The organism is Paenibacillus sp. S28 (genome assembly GCF_016624415.1).
Taxonomy (GTDB): Bacteria; Bacillota; Bacilli; order Paenibacillales; family Paenibacillaceae; genus Paenibacillus_AQ; species Paenibacillus_AQ favisporus.
Genome location: NZ_JACVTM010000002.1, coordinates 145,511 through 160,235 on the forward strand (window position 1 = coordinate 145,511; position 14,725 = coordinate 160,235).

The window sequence follows — 14,725 nt, forward strand, 5'->3', positions numbered from 1 at the left end:
GCTCTATGCTTTAATATGAAAATATTAGCCGGGACGGGAGGTGAGAGAAACATGGCAACGATCAAGGATGTGGCCAAGCATGCAAACGTATCGACGACGGTCGTCTCCAAGGCGCTGAACGGGTATTCGGACGTGAGCGAGGAGACGCGGAAAAAGGTGCTGAAGGCGGTCGAGGAGCTGAACTACTCCCCCAATATGCTGGCCAAAAATCTGAAGCAAAAAGTCACGAAATCGATCGCGCTGATCTTCTCCAATTTTGAGGGTTCGAGCGGCAAGGACGGCGTGCTGTTTCAGATGATGACAGGGATTTTCGAGGCGGCGTCGCATTACAATTACGAGGTGCTGCTGTACACGCGGAACCTGTCGGAGCAGCAGGACAAGTCCTATTGGCAGTTCTGCAAGGAGCACAAGGTATCGGGCGCGGTCATAACGGGACTGAAGACGACCGATCCGTATTTTCAGGAAATCGTGGACAGTAATTTTCCGTGCGTTGTGATCGACGCCGACATTACGGGAAGCCACACCAGCTCGGTGATGACGGATAACGTCGGGGCGGCCCAGGCGGCCATCCAGCATCTGGTCGATCTCGGACACCGCCGGATCGGCATGGTCAACGGCCATAATTTTGCCGTGGTCAGCAACGAGCGTTTGAAGGGTTACCGACAGGCATTGAAAGCAAACGGCATCGAATTCGATCCAGCGCTGGTCGTTAACGGCGATTATACGGAGGAGTATGCCTATGGTTCGGCAGAGTCCTATTTGCAGGATCACCCGGACGTGACGGCCGTTTTCTTCGCAAGCGATCTGATGGCGATCGGCTTCATGAACCGCTGCCGCGAGATGAACGTCCGCGTTCCGGAGCAGCTGTCCGTGATCGGGTTTGACGATATCGTGCTGTCCAGCTACACGTCACCCAAGCTGACCACAGTAAGGCAGGATTTTAAGCGGATGGCTATGACGGCATTCGAGCAGGTCATTCATCTGCTGGAGCACAACGGCACCGGAAAACATTTGAAAATTCCATTTCAGGTGGTTGACAGGGAAACGACGTCGATGCTATAATTTGCACGGAAGCGCTTTCAAATTTTCATATTTTTTTACGGAGATCGAAATCGATTTCGGATCAAGGGTACCAATGCATTTCACCTTCATGCCAACAAGGAGCCGACAGGCCAACCTGCAGGGAGGGTGAATATTTTTTTCAAGGTTCCGAAATCGATTTGGGACCGCATCAGTACTCATTTTTTAGGTGATTGGGTTGCACGGCTTTCATCGTTTCCAGTGAAAAAACAGGGAGGTCTATCCAATGAAAAAATGGTCTGCAAGTGTAGCGTTTGTTCTGCTGTTCAGCGTCATCCTGAGTGCCTGCTCATCCGGCTCGGGTTCCAAGGGGAACGACAGCGCCCAGGGGAGCGGTTCCTCTGATGGCGGCGGGTCCGCCAAGGTGGTTGAGCTGAAATTTACGACCTGGGGAGAGCTGTCGGCCGATTCGGTAGAGAAAAAGCTGGCCGACGAGTTCAATGCATCCCACCCGGGCATCAAGGTTACGTTTGAACCGGTTCCGGGAGACGGCTATGCCACGAAGCTGACGACTTCGCTGGCGGCGGGGCAGGCACCGGACGTCTTTTTGATCGGTGAAGGGGATTATTTCAAATACGTCGACAAGGGCGTGGTGGAGCCTCTGGATGAGTACATCAGCCAGGACAGCTCCTTCAAGACGGATATGTTCCAGCAGGATCTGCTGAACATGGGCAAAATCGGCGGCAAGCTGTACTACCTTCCGAAAGACTTCAATCCGCTCGCTTTATGGTACAACAAGCGCATGTTCGACGCCGCCAAGATCCCTTATCCGACTGACGACTGGACTTGGGACGACATGATCAGCGCGGCCAAGAAGTTGACCCAGAAGGACGGCAGCGGCAAAATCAAGGAATTCGGCTTTAACGCAACCAAATGGGAATATCCGATTTACATATACCTGTGGCTGAACGGAACCGACATCGGCAATGAAGACGGCACGAAAGCGGAAGGCTTCATGAACAGCGAGAAGACGGTGGCAGCCATGGAAAAATACGTGGCGCTGGCACAGGGTGACGACCGCGTATCCCCAACGCCGCAGGACACCGAGACGCTGGGCGGGGACTCGTCGATGTTCATGACCGACAAGCTGGCCATGATGATTACCGGACGTTGGGTCAAGGGCGATCTCGACAAATCCGACGTGCAGTACGGTTCGGCATTGATCCCGAAAGGGGCAAGCGGAGAACGCGCAAGCATTATTGCCGCCGCCGGCTGGGCGATGAACGCAAACGGCAAGCACAAGAAGGAAGCGTATGAGCTGATGAAATGGCTGTCCGGCACCGAGGCGCAAAAGGCCCGCTCCGAAAAGGGCCAGGTGCTTCCGGCTACCGTTGCGGAGCTGGATCAGGTCAAGAGCACGGAAGTGGTCGACAAACCGGTCATCGAAATGATGGATTATGCCAAAAAGCCGATTTCCATGCGTTCGGCGAATGCGCCGACCTTTACGGAGGAATTCAATAAGGCGGTTGAAAAGGTGCTGCTGAATAAATCCACGGTGAAGGACGCCTTAGATGAGGCGGCCAAAAATGTGGACAGCAAGATCGCGAAGTAAGGATGACACAGGAAGCCATGAGTCCCCGATTCATGGCTTCCTCCTTCGTCGAACATCCGGATGCAACAGCCCGTGCTGCATCAGCCGGGCGGCCATCCGTACCATCAAGGAGGTTACTTTATGCGGAATTCACGATCGGAAAGGGCGGGATACCTGTTTATTCTTCCTTGGTTTATGGGCCTGCTGCTGTTTACGCTGGGTCCGATGCTCTTTTCGTTTGTTCTGTCCTTCAGCAAATGGGACATCATTACGGGCATCGGATCGATCGAATTCGTCGGCCTGGACAACTTCAAGGCGATTTTTCACGATGAGCTGTTCTACCAGTCGCTGAAAGTCACCTTCATCTTTGCCCTCGTCTCCGTCCCTTTATATCAGATTGTCTCTCTTCTCATCGCGCTGCTGCTGAACATGCGGACCCGGGGCATGAAGCTGTTCCGCCTGATCTATTTCATGCCGTCGGTCATTCCGGCCGTCGCCGTGTCGATGATGTGGATCATGATTTTCAATCCGGAATACGGCATATTGAACCGGGCGCTGGGATGGTTCGGCATTCAGGGACCGGCCTGGCTGCAGGATCCGAGCTATGCGCTTGGGGCGCTGATCGTCATGGGCATCTGGGGCGTCGGCAACACGATCATCATTTACCTGTCCGGGCTGCAGGGCGTTCCCGAGGAGCTGCATGAGGCGGCGCAATTGGACGGTGCGGGAAGCATCCGCCGCTTTTTCAGCGTGACGATGCCGATGATTTCCCCGACGATTTTTTTCAATTTGATCATGGGGATCATCGGGGGCTTTCAGTACTTCACCCAGGCCTTTGTCATGACAAATGGAGGGCCGCTTAACTCAACGCTGTTCTACAACCTGTATTTATATAACAAGGCGTTCGTGAACTACGAAATGGGCTATGCTTCGGCTTTATCCTGGATTTTATTTGCGATCATCCTGTTCTTCACGCTGATTGTCATCCGCAGCTCTTCGATGTGGGTGTACTACAACGGCGATGACGACCGGGATTAAAAGGAGGGATCGCGTATGCATACGGCAATTCGAAAATGGAGTTTGTCCCGGATCCTGACGCTGCTGATGCTGACTGCGGGCGCTGCGATCGTACTTGTGCCGCTGCTCTGGACCGTATCCACCTCGCTGAAAACGCCGGCCGAGGTCTTTCAGGATTCGTTCTTCCCCAAAACGTGGAAATGGGGGAACTACCGGGACGCAGTGACCGCGGTGCCGTTTTTTCTGTTCCTGAAAAACACGGTGCTGATCCTGATTCCGGTCATGATCGGAACGGTGTTTACCTCGGCCCTGTGCGCATACGGCTTCGCCCGGTTCAAATTCAAGGGCAAGCGCTGGCTGTTTCTCGTGCTGCTGGCGACGATGATGCTTCCGGGCCAGGTGACGATGATTCCGATGTTCATCATGTTCAAGGAGGCGGGCTGGGTCGATACGTTCCTGCCGCTGATCGTTCCGTCCTTTTTTGGCGGGGGCGCCTTCAACATCTTTTTGATCCGGCAGTATATGCGGGGAATTCCCCGAGACCTCGATGAAGCCGCGTATATGGACGGGGCTAACCGGTGGAGCATTTTTACGCGGATCATGCTTCCGCTGAGCAAACCGCCGCTCATCGCGGTATCGATTTTTACCTTTATGGGCGTGTGGAACGATTTCCAGGGTCCGCTGATTTATTTGAATTCGAACGAAAAATATACGCTGGCCCTGGGGCTGTCCATGTTCAAGGGGCTCTATAACGTCGAATGGAACATGCTGATGGCCGCTACCGTGCTGATTATGCTGCCGGCGATCATTGTGTTTTTCTTCCTGCAGAAGTATTTCATCGAGGGGATTTCCCTCTCGTCCGCGATGAAGGGCTAGCCTTCGCGAAAGACCAATACACAAGAAGAAGAGGAGATTCCGAATGATAAAGCAAAGCAGCAGGCATCCATTCCCGATTTATTTGACGGCGGGTGAATATATCAAGGCGGTCGGTACGCAGGACGGCTATTTCCCGGACTTTGGACATCATGTTGCCGGTGAAATGGGAGGAGTATGGCTTCATCCCATCAAGCTGCTGGACGGCTTCTGGCTCCGGCTGACCGATCACCGCCGGAACATTTCCGTCTGGTCCAAGGCGGACGAGTTCATCAATCATCCTTGGGGTTCGGAATTCCGTTACGATCATGGCCTGGGGCATATCCCGGTCTCGATGAAGCGCGTCCAGTTTGCGCCTGACGAAGAAAAGGGCATGGTCGTCCGGTACGAAATCGTGAACTATGCGGCAGAGGAAACGGTGCTGGAGCTGGAATTGCTCTTTCGCTCCGATCTTCGCCCGGTGTGGTACTCAGAGCAAATCGGTATCGAGGACGGGGAAGAGGACCGGTTTGAAGCGGTGTCGGAGTCGGCCCTGATCGCCAAAGACAGCGGCAGCGAATGGTACGTGATGGTGGGGGCTGAAATGCCCGGAGTCGGATCGGTCCAGATGACCACAGACCGTTCCCTGTTCGGCCCGGAGCGGACCGCAGGCGGCGGTTCCGGGGCTTCGCTCACCGCTTCTCTGAAGCTGGCGCCAGGCGAAACCTCTGCTTTTCACGCCTTTATCGCAGGCTCTTACACATCCCGGGACGAATGCATCGCCACGTTTGACCGTCTCAAGCAGGAGCATGAACGGCTGTTTGAACAAAAGCTGCGCCTGCTGGAGAGCATCGATCGGAAATCCAAGCTGAGCATCGAAGGAGAAGACGAGCTGAATGAAATCTTCTCCTGGACCAAATGGAATACGCAGTGGCTCGTGCAAAGGGTCGATTTTATCGGGCGCGGCCTGACCGCGGGCTCCCCGCATTATCCGTGGTGGTTTGGCTGCGACAACTCCTATACGGTGCAGGGACTTGCCGCTGTGGGGGATTTTCGGCTCGCTAAGGATACGGTAGATATCCTCAGAAGCATTTCGCAGGAAGCCAACGGTAACGGACGCATCGTTCACGAAATTACGACGATGGGCGTGGTTGCCAACCCGGGGAATACGCAGGAAACCGCCCATTTCATCACGATGATCTGGGATTTGTTCACCTGGACAGGTGATCTGGAGATGCTTAGAGAGAACTACAACATTTGCGTGCAGGGCATGGATTGGCTGCTGCATGAAATGGACCCGGACGGCGATCTGTTCCCATCCGGCTACGGAATCATTGAAATTTCCGGCCTGAATATGGAATTGATCGATACCGCGGTGTATTCGGCTCAGGCGGCCGGAGCTCTCACCAGCATGAGCGTGGCGCTTGGCGAAAGGCAGCGGGCGGAGGCGTACGAAGCGCTGGCGGACCGGATGAAGAAAGCCATCAACCGGGTATACTGGTCCGAGGAGGACGGCCTATACGCCGATGCGGTCGCTCCGAAGAGCGACATTGTGCCGAAGGTTGACCATCTGGTGTCCGTTGCGGAGAAGCACGGCGTCCAGGGTTACCGGGACGTTCTCAACCGGGTGCTGGACCGGGTGCAGGATGAGCAGGAAGACCGCGGCTGGCTGCTGAACAAAAACTGGGTGATCGTGACCCCGATGGAAACCGGAATCGCTGAGCGGGAGAAGGCGGTCCGGGCTCTCGGCAACATGAGAACGGAGGAATTCATCGGTCCGTACGGCACATACCTCTCAGGGGTATACCGGACCGAAACGATGACGATATCTACGGGCGTGCACGCCGTGGCAGAGGCGGTATACGGCTTTGCCGATGAGTCGCTTGATCTGCTCCGGCGGATGATGCGCACGTTCTCGATGGCGCTGCCGGGCTCGATGAACGAGATGTCGCCGGATTACGGCTGCGCAGTCCAGGCATGGACGCTGTATGCGATGGCCGTTCCGCTGATCCGCCACTTCTTCGGCGTCAAGCCGCATGCGCATCTGAACACCGTGCACATTGCGCCGCTCATTCCGTCCGTCTGGGACGGAAAAAAGATGACGCTTCAGCAGCTTCATATCGGCCAGGCGGTCATCGACCTGGAGCTCCGCTCCGAGGCGGGCAAGCTGCATGCCGACATCGCGAATCCCGGTGGGCTGAAGGTCATCCTCGAATGGGCCGGCCAGACGGTGATCAGCGATGAGCCGCATATCCGGGTGACGCTGTAAGTAGGCGGCAGCACCTCAGAGCGCTGTACAGAGGATTACAAACGGATAATTCCCAGCAATGGTTACGCGGGGGAAAAGAACAGAAGGCCCAGGATATGACCCGGGCCTTCTGTTTTTGTTTTTTTCAGAGGAGGACATCGGAATGGTGCACCATAAGGCTTCACGACGATTGAGAAAGGAACATATGTTTGATAGGATAGAAAATAAACCGTCTAAACAAACTTAAGGGTTATCGAATAAAACGTGGGGGATGAGCGGATGTATCAGTACATAGATGAGGAATACGTAAAAGTGGATTTTGGCCAAGCCGATCTGAAAGAAGGGGAACTGAAGGGATGCACCTTCCAACAGTGCAGCTTTCGCGGAGCCGCGCTGGATGAGGTCTGGACGACCGGCTGCCGGTTTATCGAATGCGACTTTGGGGGAGCGACGCTGAACGCTTCTGTTCATGCCCGGTCGGCGTTTACAAACTGCCGCTTTGCGGGAGCCAATTTGTTTGTAAGCAAGTTTGAGGATTGCAAAATGACGGGCAGCGACTTCTCCGGCGCATCGCTGGACGGCATCACAATCCAGGGCGGGGACTGGTCTTACACGAACCTGCGGCACGCCAATCTCGTCAAGCAGCAGCTGCGGGGTATCCGCTTTGTAGAGGCGGACTTATCCGAATGCAATCTGCAAAAAGCGGATCTCCGCGAGGCGGATTTGAGCGGGGTCCGGCTGGCAAAGGCCGCATTGAACGGTGCGGACCTCCGGGGCGCGAAGCTGGACCGCTTTGATTTCCGGTCGATCGACCTCACCGGGGTGCGGATCGACCTGGAGCAGGCGGTCGGCGTAGCCCGGGCCTACGGCGCCAAGGTGGACTAAAGACCATGGCCGAGACTGCCGCCGATGGCCGCTCCGCTCTAGAACCGCCTGTACATGCCGACCGATGCCGGCGCCGTTTCCTCGAACCCGAACTGCCGATACAGCCGGTCGGCCGGCACATCGGCGATCAGGCTGACATAGGCGGTGGACGGAGCGTTATGGTCCAGGTAGCCGGTGATTTCGGTCATGATCCGCTTGCCCAGGCCCTGGCCTTGATGATCGGGATCAACGGCGATGTCCACGACGTGGTACATGCAGCCGCCGTCCCCGATGACTCGGCCCATGCCGATCAGTTTCCCTTCCAGGCGGAGGGTCACGATGAAGAGGGAGCCCTGAAGTCCTCTGCGGGAGGCTTCGATGTCCTTGGGACTGAGGCCGGCTTTTACCCGCAGCTTGTTATACTCCTCGGCTTCCGGGACATCATGTCCTAGCTGAATGTGTGAATTCATCATCTCACTCCTTTGCTCCCAAGTATATCTGAAGCTATGGAAGGCGTCACGGCTCAATGGGCAAGCTGGCGACTTGCTTACACAGCTGTGCCCGGGAGCCGCCAATCCACGCAGCTGGATGCTGCTTCCCCATCAAGCTTGAACGCTACCGCAGCATCATGGTGCCGCCGTCAACCATGATGGTTTGCCCGGTAATAAATTTGGCGTCCCTGCTTAGCAGGAAGCAGACGACCCGGCCGACGTCATGCTCGCAGTCGCCAAGCCGCCGCAAAGGGATGTTGTTGACCATTTTCTCGTAAGCTTCGGGCATCTTCTCTTTCCATTCCAGCACGCCTTCGGAGGCTGCGATCGGGCAGACGATGTTGACATTGATCTGATCCGGCCCCCATTCCTTGGCCGCCACGCGGGAAATACCGCGCAGGGCTTCCTTGGCGGCTGCGTAGGAGGTTTGCGTGGGCATGCCTTCGAGCGCCGCTCCGGACGCAAAGTTCACGATCGAGCCCTGCGTTTCTTTTAAATAGGGGTAGCTCCATTTCATCAGATGAAAAGCGGGCAGAAAACCTGTATGCAGCGCCAGTCTGAGCTCTTCTTCAGTCGTATCCAGAAAGGGCACGTTCCTTGAAGCCTGCGCGCAGTTCACCAATCCGTGGAGCGTTTTGAACCTTCCGATGACCTGCTTGAAGCCTTGAGCGACCTCATCTTTATCGAGCAGGTTGACTTTCACAAACATGCATTCCGCTCTTTCGCTAACCTCCTTCTCCGTGATGCGTCCCTTTTCTTCGCTGCTGTCGAAAAAGGCGACCCTGGCGCCCTCTTTGGCGAGAGCCATAACGACCCCCCTGCCGATACCCGCGGCGCCCCCATTGACGAGAATCATATGATCCGCTAATTTCATAGGTTTGATCAGCCTCCTGATGTTGGGTTTGTTTGCATTCGATCGCTCTATCCGAAGCGCTGTAATGATTTTTACGTCCGACTGTGGTCCCAGATATTCCTTATGTTTAAGGATGATGTCGCCCGTACCATAATGACTGTATGACGTTTGAACAGATCCGCCAGTGATGCAGCAATCCCCGTTATACGCATCCACCAATAACACAGACCATATTACTATGTTCCTTCCCGAGGATAATTACACCATGGACCCGATGATCCGTCCTTTTCCCTTATGGGTGGGTGAAAAAGAAGGCTGAGCCCTTTTTGCCGTATTCCACTAACAATGATACAATCATTTATACAAACACAAAGAGAGAGGCGAAGTGATCATGACAGCAAACGATCGCATGCTGGTGTTCGTCGGTTCATATGCCGAAGCGGCATCCGACGGAATCTACGTATACGAATTGAATGAAGGGAAAGGCGAGCTGACGCTGCTCGACAAGGTGGACGGCAACAAAAATCCGACGTTCCTGAACGTGGATCAGGCGGGAAACCTGCTGTACGCGATCAGTGAAACTGCAGCCGAAGACGGAACGAAGACGAGCGACGCCGCAGCTTATACGATCGATCCGGAAACAGGCAAGCTGACCGAAGCCAGCCGCGCGTACGCACTAAACGGTCCGGCATGCCACATTCAGCGGAGCGCAAACAGCAAATATTTGACGCTGACCAGCTATCATAAAGGCTCGATCAGCCTGGTGGAGCTTGCCGCAGGCGGCAAGGTGGGAAGCGTGCTGGACATCCAGCAGCATGTCGGACAAGGCGACTACAGCGGAGTGGCTCCGCATCTGCATTCCTCGTTCTACAGCCCGGATCAGCGCTTTTTGCTCGCGTGTGACCTTGGTCTGGATCTCATCCGTACATACCGGATCGACAAAGCCGAAGGCAAGCTCGTGCCCGTGAGCGACGCCCGGGTGGAGAAAGGCGCCGGACCGCGCCATCTGACTTTTCATCCGAACGGAAAATTCGCGTATGTGATCAATGAATTGAATTCGACGGTTACGGCCTTTCAATACGATGCGGAACACGGAACGCTCGAGACGCTGGAAACCGTGCCGACGCTGCCTGCCGAGTGGACGGGGGCTAACGGCTGCGCGGAAATTACGATTTCTGCCGACGGCCGGTTCCTGTACGGCTCAAACCGCGGTCACGACAGCATTGTCGTCTATGCGGTCGATCCGGAATCAGGCAAGCTGACAACGGTGCAGCACGTGTCGACGGAAGGCCAGCACCCGCGCCATTTTTCCATCGTTCCCGGCGGTAAGCATGTGATCGCGGCTAATCGGGATACGAATAACTTGACGCTCTTCACCGTAGACCAGGATACCGGCAAATTAACGTATACAGGCCATTCGGTAAAAGTGTCCAAACCGGTCTGCGTGTGGGCCGTCCGCTTCTAAATCCATATTCCCCTGAAGGTCCGGCGGGCTTTCGATGCCCGGCTGATCAAGGATCTTTACGAATCCAGGCACCGGATGCACGATCCGGACTCATCAATCGGGGAAACGGATGGTACAATAGAGATAGCCAGTAAGAAAGGATGGATGCGTGTGGAAGAGACCATGGAAGAATCCGTCAAGCACGAGTCTTGCGGAACAGGCGAACGGAAGAGCCACCATTCCCCCAAAACGAAAAACAACCTGATCAGCCGCTTGAACCGGATCGAGGGGCAGATCCGCGGCATTAAAGGCTTAATAGAAAAGGATACGTACTGCGACGACGTGCTGAACCAGATTTCGTCGGTCCAATCCGCGTTGAACGGGGTCAGCAAGCTGCTGCTTGAGCATCATATGAAGAGCTGCCTGATCGAACGCATTCAGGACGGGGAGAATGAAGTGATCGACGAGCTGCTCATAACGATCAATAAATTGATGAAATAATCGAAAATGGTTCAGATGACCCAAGGATTCGAAAGAATCCTTTTTTTGTAGGCAAAAATATAGATTAGGGGGGTATAGTAAAATAATGGTTGACTTATTATAGGGTAGGGGGGTATACTACATGACAAGGAGATGGTGATCAATAATTCGGCCTCTTGCCCAATACCATCTTTCAACAATAACGATCCGAGGAGAGATGATATATGAACCAAGTTACATTACAAGTCAACGGCATGTCCTGCATGCACTGCGTCAATTCCATCGAAGGCGCGATGAAGGCGCTGGGTGCGGACGGCAAGGTCAACTTGGCCGACGGGACAGTCACGGTAGCGTATGACAGCGGAAAGCTGTCGCTTCAATCCATTAAGGAAGCCATTGAAGATCAAGGCTATGAGGTTGCCTAACGAATAAATGAAACGGGGTGTCGTTGCAATGGAAACATACGGTAGGGAGCAGGAGCAGCTGAAGCAGCAGGAGCAAGCGTCTTTGCAGATCACTGGCATGACTTGTGCCGCATGTGCCAACCGGATTGAGAAGGGGCTGAAAAAGCTGGATGGCGTGTCTGAGGCCAACGTGAATTTTGCGATGGAGCGCGCCACGGTTACGTATGATCCGGGACGGACCAGCACGGATCATATGGAGGAAGCCGTCAAGAAGCTGGGGTACGATACGGCCAAAGAAGTGCTCGATCTGGATATTACCGGGATGTACTGCGCGGCCTGTGCGGTCAAAATTGAAAAAACGCTCAACAAGATGCCTGGGGTAAAGAGCGCCAACGTCAATTTTGCGATGGAGACGGCCAGAGTGGAATTTAACCCGCTGGAAGTCAACGCGGGCGACATGGAGAAGCGGATCGACAAGCTGGGATACAAGGCGACTCCCAAGCGGGAACAGACCGCCGATCCGGCAGACCAGCGCAGCCGGGTAATCACGCAGCAGAAGCGCAAGCTGCTGATCTCCGCTCTCTTGTCCCTGCCGCTGCTGTGGTCCATGGTCAGCCACTTCTCCTTCCTGTCCTGGATCTGGATGCCGGAGCTGTTCATGAACCCTTGGTTCCAGCTCGCAATCGCCACCCCGGTGCAGTTTTATATCGGAAGGCAGTTCTATAAAGGGGCGTTCAACGCCCTCCGCAACAAAAGCGCCAACATGGACGTTCTGGTCAGCTTGGGCACGTCGGCAGCCTACTTTTACAGCCTCTATTTAACCATCGAGTGGGCTGCCGGAGGCGGAAGCCTTCATCACGGCCCAGAAATGTATTATGAAACAAGCGCCGTGCTGATCACACTGGTCATTATGGGTAAGCTGTTCGAGCTGCTTGCGAAAGGACGGACGTCCGAAGCGATCAAAACGCTGATGGGGCTGCAGGCGAAGAACGCCGTCGTCATCAGAAACGGCGAAGAGCTCACCGTTCCGGTCGAAGAGGTTCTGGTCGGGGACATCGTCCTTGTGAAGCCGGGCGAAAAAATCCCGGTGGACGGACTCGTGCTCGAAGGGGCGTCGGCCGTCAACGAATCGATGCTGACCGGCGAGAGCATACCGGTTGAGAAAAAGGCCGGGGATTCCGTATTCGGGGCGACCGTCAACAAAAATGGGCGGCTCAAAATTCAGGCGACGAAGGTCGGCCGGGAAACGGCCCTCGCGCAAATTATCAAAGTGGTGGAGGAAGCGCAGGGCTCGAAGGCGCCGATCCAGCGGGTAGCCGACGTCATCTCCGGCATCTTCGTCCCGATCGTGGTCGGCATTGCCCTCCTGACGTTCGTCGTCTGGTACTTCTGGGTTGCCCCGTACGACTTTGCCAGTGCGCTGGAGAAGGCGATTGCGGTTCTGGTTATCGCCTGCCCATGTGCCCTCGGACTCGCGACACCGACGTCGATCATGGCCGGTTCGGGCCGCGCCGCCGAGCTGGGCGTCCTGTTTAAGGGCGGCGAGTATCTGGAGTCGACGCACCGCATCAATACGGTCATCCTGGACAAAACGGGCACGGTCACGAAAGGGAAGCCGGAGCTGACCGATGTGCTCACTGCATCAATGGATGAGCGAGAGTTTCTGCGGTTGGCCGGCTCGGCGGAGAAGTCTTCGGAGCATCCGCTCGCTGAGGCCATCGTAGACGGCATCAAGGCCCGCGGCATTACGCTTACCGAAGCCGGGGAATTCGAGGCGATCCCGGGTTACGGTATCCGGGCCGTCGTGGACGGCCGTGAGGTGCTCGCCGGAACCCGCAAGCTGATGGAGAAGCATGGCATCCTTGCCCGGGATGCCGAGAGCAGCATGACGAAGCTGGAGGAAGAGGGAAAAACGGCGATGCTCGTCGCAGTAGACGGCCGGTACACCGGACTGATCGCCGTTGCGGATACGATCAAGGAAAGCTCCAAGGCGGCAGTCGGCCGGTTGAAAGGCTTAGGCATTCAAGTGGTCATGATCACTGGGGACAATGAACGCACCGCCCAAGCGATCGCCCGGCAGGCGGGCATTGACGAGGTGCTTGCGGAGGTTCTGCCGGAAGGGAAAGCCGCCGAAGTCAAAAAGCTGCAGTCGCTTGGCAAAAAAGTGGCGATGGTCGGCGACGGCATCAACGATGCCCCAGCCTTGGCGCAAGCCGACATTGGCATGGCCATCGGAACAGGGACGGACGTCGCCATGGAAGCGGCGGACGTGACGCTGATGCGCGGTAATTTGAACAGCATTGCCGATTCCATCGAAATGAGCCGGAAAACGATGCGCAATATCCGCCAAAACCTGTTCTGGGCGCTTGGCTACAACACGCTGGGCATTCCGGTCGCGGCCCTCGGGCTGCTCGCTCCCTGGATTGCCGGGGCGGCGATGGCGCTCAGTTCGGTCTCGGTCGTCCTGAACGCACTTAGACTGCAGCGGATGAAACTGCAGACGAACCCGAAAGGAGAGCGGGCCGCATGAAACGTTCATTGGGACTCGCCGCACTGCTCGGACTCGCGGTGCTGACCGCCTGCGAGTCCGAAACAAAAGCCACAAAAGGAGATGGAGAACAAATGAACATGTCGCATGATCATCACTCGGCCCATGGGCCGGCAAAGACGAATGGCGCAGAAGGTAGTACGCATAACCACGGCGGCGGCCAAACAGGAGGGCTTCAGGAAAAGGACGTGAACGTCAGCTGGACGTACGCAGATGGCCAAGCGCCGGAAGCCGGCGTGGATACGAAGATCACCATGGCATTTACGCATGACGGCAAGGCGATTGAATCCTTCGAAACGACGCATGAACAAAAAGAGCATCTCATTATCGTCAGCAAAGATCTTTCATACTTTCACCATATTCATCCGGAGTACCAGGGCGGCGGCGTGTTTGAAGTGAATAACCGCTTCCCCGCAGGCGGAGATTACAAGCTGATCGCCGACTTTGTTCCGGAAGGCGGAGGCGCGATGAATAAATCGGCGTGGCTTCAGGTGAAGGGTGCACCGCTGCCGGCTGTTCCCGTGAAGCCGGACGGAGAGCGGGTCAAAACGGTGGACGGACTGCGGGTGACCCTGGATTTTGACCGACTTGCGGCAGGGCAGGAGCTGATGCTCACGTATACGATCAAGGATGCCGAGACCGGCGCACCGGTCACCGACCTGCAGCCGTACCTGGGCGCTGTCGGACACGTGGTCATCCTGTCCGAAGATGCGGAGCAGTACCTGCACGTCCATCCGATGGATGAAAAAGGCTCCGGGCCAAAGGCCGAGTTTATGACGACCTTTCCGCACGCCGGCATCTATAAAATATGGGGGCAGTTCCAGCGCGACGGACGTGTCATTACCGTTCCCTTTGTCGTGAACGTGCCGTAATCTGCTGCCGGCTGTCACCAGGTACCAGGTATATTCATCGA

At 55.8% G+C, this 14,725-nt stretch carries 13 protein-coding genes; 11 read left to right on the plus strand and 2 right to left on the minus strand.

The window, feature by feature from the left end:
* The first annotated feature begins 51 nt into the window (after positions 1 to 51).
* The 6 genes from IAE55_RS05035 (at position 52) to IAE55_RS05060 (ending at position 7,613) form a co-directional block, all read left to right on the plus strand.
* A complete protein-coding gene (locus IAE55_RS05035) occupies positions 52 to 1,062 on the plus strand; it encodes a LacI family DNA-binding transcriptional regulator (protein ID WP_105444448.1) in 1,011 nt (336 codons plus the stop codon).
* Positions 1,063 to 1,306: 244 nt separating this feature from the next.
* The gene (locus IAE55_RS05040; RefSeq protein ID WP_200631293.1) at positions 1,307 to 2,632 is read left to right on the plus strand and encodes an ABC transporter substrate-binding protein; all 1,326 of its coding nucleotides are present in this window, start codon (positions 1,307 to 1,309) and stop codon (positions 2,630 to 2,632) included.
* Between the two features lie 120 nt (positions 2,633 to 2,752).
* The gene (locus IAE55_RS05045) at positions 2,753 to 3,649 is read left to right on the plus strand and encodes a carbohydrate ABC transporter permease (RefSeq protein ID WP_200631295.1); all 897 of its coding nucleotides are present in this window, start codon (positions 2,753 to 2,755) and stop codon (positions 3,647 to 3,649) included.
* A 15-nt stretch (positions 3,650 to 3,664) separates the two neighbouring features.
* Entirely contained in the window at positions 3,665 to 4,504 is an 840-nt protein-coding gene (locus tag IAE55_RS05050; RefSeq protein WP_200631300.1) for a carbohydrate ABC transporter permease, read from the plus strand.
* Between the two features lie 43 nt (positions 4,505 to 4,547).
* Positions 4,548 to 6,749 carry an alpha-L-rhamnosidase-related protein gene (locus IAE55_RS05055; protein ID WP_200631302.1) on the plus strand — a complete coding sequence of 734 codons (2,202 nt, stop codon included), beginning with the start codon at positions 4,548 to 4,550 and terminating at the stop codon, positions 6,747 to 6,749.
* Between the two features lie 258 nt (positions 6,750 to 7,007).
* Complete coding sequence (locus tag IAE55_RS05060) at positions 7,008 to 7,613, plus strand: pentapeptide repeat-containing protein (RefSeq protein ID WP_145157905.1); 606 nt, start codon at positions 7,008 to 7,010, stop codon at positions 7,611 to 7,613.
* Positions 7,614 to 7,651: 38 nt separating this feature from the next.
* Here IAE55_RS05060 and IAE55_RS05065 read toward each other — a convergent pair whose 3' ends face one another.
* Both IAE55_RS05065 and IAE55_RS05070 read right to left on the minus strand, forming a co-directional pair.
* The gene (locus IAE55_RS05065) at positions 7,652 to 8,065 is read right to left on the minus strand and encodes a GNAT family N-acetyltransferase (RefSeq protein WP_325168605.1); all 414 of its coding nucleotides are present in this window, start codon (positions 8,063 to 8,065) and stop codon (positions 7,652 to 7,654) included.
* A gap of 142 nt (positions 8,066 to 8,207) precedes the next feature.
* Positions 8,208 to 8,957: an SDR family NAD(P)-dependent oxidoreductase gene (locus tag IAE55_RS05070; RefSeq protein ID WP_200631304.1), complete on the minus strand. Its 750-nt coding sequence runs from the start codon at positions 8,955 to 8,957 to the stop codon at positions 8,208 to 8,210.
* A 370-nt stretch (positions 8,958 to 9,327) separates the two neighbouring features.
* On the opposite strand from IAE55_RS05070, the gene IAE55_RS05075 reads away from it, so the two are divergent.
* The 5 genes from IAE55_RS05075 (at position 9,328) to IAE55_RS05095 (ending at position 14,684) form a co-directional block, all read left to right on the plus strand.
* Positions 9,328 to 10,401 (plus strand): lactonase family protein, encoded by a 1,074-nt coding sequence (locus IAE55_RS05075; protein WP_200631306.1) that lies wholly within the window; start codon positions 9,328 to 9,330, stop codon positions 10,399 to 10,401.
* Between the two features lie 162 nt (positions 10,402 to 10,563).
* Entirely contained in the window at positions 10,564 to 10,881 is a 318-nt protein-coding gene (locus IAE55_RS05080) for a metal-sensitive transcriptional regulator (protein ID WP_089550326.1), read from the plus strand.
* 203 nt (positions 10,882 to 11,084) lie between these two features.
* Entirely contained in the window at positions 11,085 to 11,285 is a 201-nt protein-coding gene (locus IAE55_RS05085) for a cation transporter (RefSeq protein WP_145157913.1), read from the plus strand.
* Between the two features lie 28 nt (positions 11,286 to 11,313).
* Positions 11,314 to 13,794: a heavy metal translocating P-type ATPase gene (locus IAE55_RS05090; RefSeq protein ID WP_200631308.1), complete on the plus strand. Its 2,481-nt coding sequence runs from the start codon at positions 11,314 to 11,316 to the stop codon at positions 13,792 to 13,794.
* The gene (locus IAE55_RS05095) at positions 13,791 to 14,684 is read left to right on the plus strand and encodes a hypothetical protein (RefSeq protein ID WP_200631309.1); all 894 of its coding nucleotides are present in this window, start codon (positions 13,791 to 13,793) and stop codon (positions 14,682 to 14,684) included. Before IAE55_RS05090 ends, IAE55_RS05095 begins: the two co-directional genes overlap by 4 nt.
* The last annotated feature ends 41 nt before the right edge of the window (positions 14,685 to 14,725 follow it).

Excerpts from the sequence above, each read along its gene's own strand:
- IAE55_RS05095 (WP_200631309.1), top strand. The coding sequence starts at position 13,791 with ATGAAACGTTCATTGGGACTCGCCGCACTGCTCGGACTCGCGGTGCTG.
- IAE55_RS05045 (WP_200631295.1), top strand. The coding sequence starts at position 2,753 with ATGCGGAATTCACGATCGGAAAGGGCGGGATACCTGTTTATTCTTCCT.
- IAE55_RS05060 (WP_145157905.1), top strand. The coding sequence starts at position 7,008 with ATGTATCAGTACATAGATGAGGAATACGTAAAAGTGGATTTTGGCCAA.
- IAE55_RS05050 (WP_200631300.1), top strand. The coding sequence starts at position 3,665 with ATGCATACGGCAATTCGAAAATGGAGTTTGTCCCGGATCCTGACGCTG.
- IAE55_RS05080 (WP_089550326.1), top strand. The coding sequence starts at position 10,564 with ATGGAAGAATCCGTCAAGCACGAGTCTTGCGGAACAGGCGAACGGAAG.
- IAE55_RS05055 (WP_200631302.1), top strand. The coding sequence starts at position 4,548 with ATGATAAAGCAAAGCAGCAGGCATCCATTCCCGATTTATTTGACGGCG.
- IAE55_RS05040 (WP_200631293.1), top strand. The coding sequence starts at position 1,307 with ATGAAAAAATGGTCTGCAAGTGTAGCGTTTGTTCTGCTGTTCAGCGTC.
- IAE55_RS05070 (WP_200631304.1), bottom strand. The coding sequence starts at position 8,957 with ATGAAATTAGCGGATCATATGATTCTCGTCAATGGGGGCGCCGCGGGT.
- IAE55_RS05075 (WP_200631306.1), top strand. The coding sequence starts at position 9,328 with ATGACAGCAAACGATCGCATGCTGGTGTTCGTCGGTTCATATGCCGAA.
- IAE55_RS05065 (WP_325168605.1), bottom strand. The coding sequence starts at position 8,065 with ATGATGAATTCACACATTCAGCTAGGACATGATGTCCCGGAAGCCGAG.
- IAE55_RS05090 (WP_200631308.1), top strand. The coding sequence starts at position 11,314 with ATGGAAACATACGGTAGGGAGCAGGAGCAGCTGAAGCAGCAGGAGCAA.
- IAE55_RS05085 (WP_145157913.1), top strand. The coding sequence starts at position 11,085 with ATGAACCAAGTTACATTACAAGTCAACGGCATGTCCTGCATGCACTGC.
- IAE55_RS05035 (WP_105444448.1), top strand. The coding sequence starts at position 52 with ATGGCAACGATCAAGGATGTGGCCAAGCATGCAAACGTATCGACGACG.